Raw genomic sequence first — 2971 nt, forward strand, 5'->3', positions numbered from 1 at the left:
CAGCGGCGATATCGAATCCATCCGCCAGTTCGAACCCCAGGACGCCACCACCAACCCTTCGCTGATCCTGAAAGCCGCCGCGCTGCCGCAGTACAAAGCGCTGATCACCGAAGCGCTGGAGTATGCCCGCCGCCAGGGCGGCAGCAAGGAAACCCAGCTGATCAACGCCAGCGATAAACTGGCGGTCAACATCGGCGTCGAGATCCTCAAAAGCGTGCCGGGCCGCATCTCCACCGAAGTGGACGCCCGCCTGTCGTTCGATCGCGGCATGTGCGTCGCCAAAGCGCGCAAACTGATCGGCATGTATCAGGAACAGGGCATCGACAAATCGCGCATCCTGATCAAACTGGCTTCCACCTGGGAAGGCATCAAAGCCGCCGAAGAGCTGGAAAAAGAAGGCATCAACACCAACCTGACGCTGCTGTTCTCCTTCGCCCAGGCCCGCGCCTGCGCCGAAGCCGGCGTGTATCTGATCTCGCCGTTCGTCGGCCGCATCTATGACTGGTACCAGGCCAAACAGCCTGCCGCCGACTACGACGCCGATCAGGATCCGGGCGTGAAATCGGTGCGCACCATCTATGAATACTACAAGCGTCATCGTTACCAGACGGTGATCATGGGCGCCAGCTTCCGCAAGGTTGAGCAGATCCTGGCGCTGGCCGGCTGCGATCGCCTGACCATCGCGCCGAACCTGCTGGAACAGCTGAAAAACAGCGAACAGCCGGTCGAGCGCAAGCTGACCCCGTCGACCGAGGGCTTCCACCAACCTGCCCCGCTGGCCGAAGCGGAGTTCCGTTGGCTGCACAACCAGGACGCCATGGCGGTGGAAAAACTCGCCGAAGGCATTCGCCTGTTCGCCGTCGACCAGCAGAAGCTGGAAGACATGTTGGCCGCTCAACTGTAATCGCACTGGAGTTTCGTTATGTCTTCTCGTAAAGAGCTTGCCAACGCTATCCGCGCACTCAGCATGGACGCCGTACAAAAAGCAAATTCCGGCCACCCGGGGGCCCCTATGGGCATGGCGGACATCGCCGAAGTCCTGTGGCGTGACTATCTCAACCACAACCCGACTAACCCGCACTGGGCTGACCGCGACCGTTTCGTGCTCTCCAACGGCCACGGCTCCATGTTGATTTACAGCCTCCTGCACCTCACCGGCTATGACCTGCCGATGCGCGAGCTGGAAAACTTCCGTCAGCTGCATTCCAAAACCCCGGGCCACCCGGAGTTCGGCTACACCCCGGGCGTTGAAACCACCACCGGCCCGCTGGGCCAGGGCATCGCCAACGCCGTCGGCTTCGCCATCGCCGAACGCACCCTGGCGGCGCAGTTCAACCGCCCCGGCCACGACATCGTCGACCACCACACCTACGCCTTCATGGGCGACGGCTGCATGATGGAAGGCATCTCGCACGAAGTCTGCTCCCTGGCCGGCACCCTCAAGCTCGGCAAGCTGACCGCCTTCTACGATGACAACGGCATCTCCATCGACGGCCACGTCGACGGCTGGTTCACCGACGACACCGCCCTGCGTTTCGAAGCCTACGGCTGGCACGTGGTGCGCAACGTCGACGGCCACAACCCGGACGCCATCAAGGCCGCGATTGAAGAAGCCCGCAAGGTGACCGACAAGCCGTCGCTGCTGATGTGCAAGACCGTTATCGGCTTCGGTTCGCCGAACAAGGCCGGCACCCATGACGTGCACGGCGCCGCGCTGGGCGCCGCCGAAGTGGCCGCCACCCGCGAAGCGCTGGGCTGGAAATACGCCGCCTTTGAAATCCCGCAGGACATCTACGCTCAGTGGGACGCCAAAGAAGCCGGTCAGGCCAAAGAAGCGGCCTGGAACGACAAGTTCGCCGCCTACGCCAAGGCCTTCCCGGAACTGGCCGCCGAGTTCAAGCGCCGCATGAACGGCGAGCTGCCGGCCGACTGGAAAGCCGACGCCAAAGCGTTCGTGGAAAAACTGCAGGCCAACCCGGCCAACATCGCCAGCCGCAAGGCGTCGCAGAACGCGCTGGAAGCGTTCGGCAAGGTGCTGCCGGAGTTCCTGGGCGGCTCCGCCGACCTGGCGCCGAGCAACCTGACCATGTGGTCCGGCTCGAAAGCGCTGAACGTTGACCCGGCGGGCAACTACATTCATTACGGCGTGCGCGAGTTCGGCATGACCGCCATCACCAACGGCATCGCGCTGCACGGCGGCTTCCTGCCGTACTCGGCGACCTTCCTGATGTTCGTGGAATACGCCCGCAACGCGGTGCGCATGGCGGCGCTGATGAAGCTGCGCAACGTGTTCGTCTACACCCACGACTCCATCGGTCTGGGCGAAGACGGCCCGACTCACCAGCCGGTGGAGCAGCTGGCGAGCCTGCGCGTGACCCCGAACATGAGCACCTGGCGCCCGTGTGACCAGGTGGAATCGGCGGTGGCGTGGCAGTACGGCATCGAGCGCAACGACGGCCCGACCACCCTGGTGTTCTCGCGCCAGAACCTGACCCAGCAGCCGCGCACCGCAGAGCAGCTGGCGAACGTGTACCGCGGCGGCTACGTGCTGAAAGACTGCGCGGGCACGCCGGACGTCATCCTGATCGCCACCGGCTCCGAAGTGGGCATCACGGTGGAAGCGGCGGACAAGCTGACCGCGGCGGGCCGCAAGGTGCGCGTGGTGTCGATGCCGTCGACCGACGCGTTCGACAAGCAGGATGCGGCGTACCGCGAGTCGGTGCTGCCGGCGGCGGTGACGGCGCGCGTGGCGGTGGAAGCGGGTATCGCGGACTACTGGTACAAGTACGTGGGGCTGAACGGCGCCATCGTGGGCATGACCACCTTCGGTGAGTCGGCGCCGGCGGAGCAGCTGTTCGCCGAGTTCGGCTTCACCGTGGACAACGTGGTGGCGAAGGCGCAGGCGCTGCTGAAGTAAGCGGTCTGGCGCAAGCCGATAAAAAAGCCGGTCATCATGACCGGCTTTTTTTAT

2 protein-coding genes are annotated in these 2971 nt (G+C 64.1%); both read left to right on the forward strand.

The window, feature by feature from the left end:
* Window positions 1–904 (forward strand): transaldolase (gene tal, locus ADK28_RS20825; protein ID WP_048796553.1); only part of this gene is annotated, 904 nt, incomplete at its 5' end.
* 18 nt (window positions 905–922) lie between these two features.
* Complete coding sequence (tkt, locus tag ADK28_RS20830) at window positions 923–2917, forward strand: transketolase (RefSeq protein WP_048796554.1); 1995 nt, start codon at window positions 923–925, stop codon at window positions 2915–2917.
* Window positions 2918–2971 lie beyond the last annotated feature (54 nt).

It is taken from the genome of Serratia sp. 506_PEND (genome assembly GCF_001076875.1).
Taxonomy (GTDB): domain Bacteria; phylum Pseudomonadota; class Gammaproteobacteria; order Enterobacterales; family Enterobacteriaceae; genus Serratia; species Serratia marcescens.

Coding starts and splice junctions, on each gene's coding strand:
- tkt (WP_048796554.1), top strand. CDS start 923: ATGTCTTCTCGTAAAGAGCTTGCCAACGCTATCCGCGCACTCAGCATG.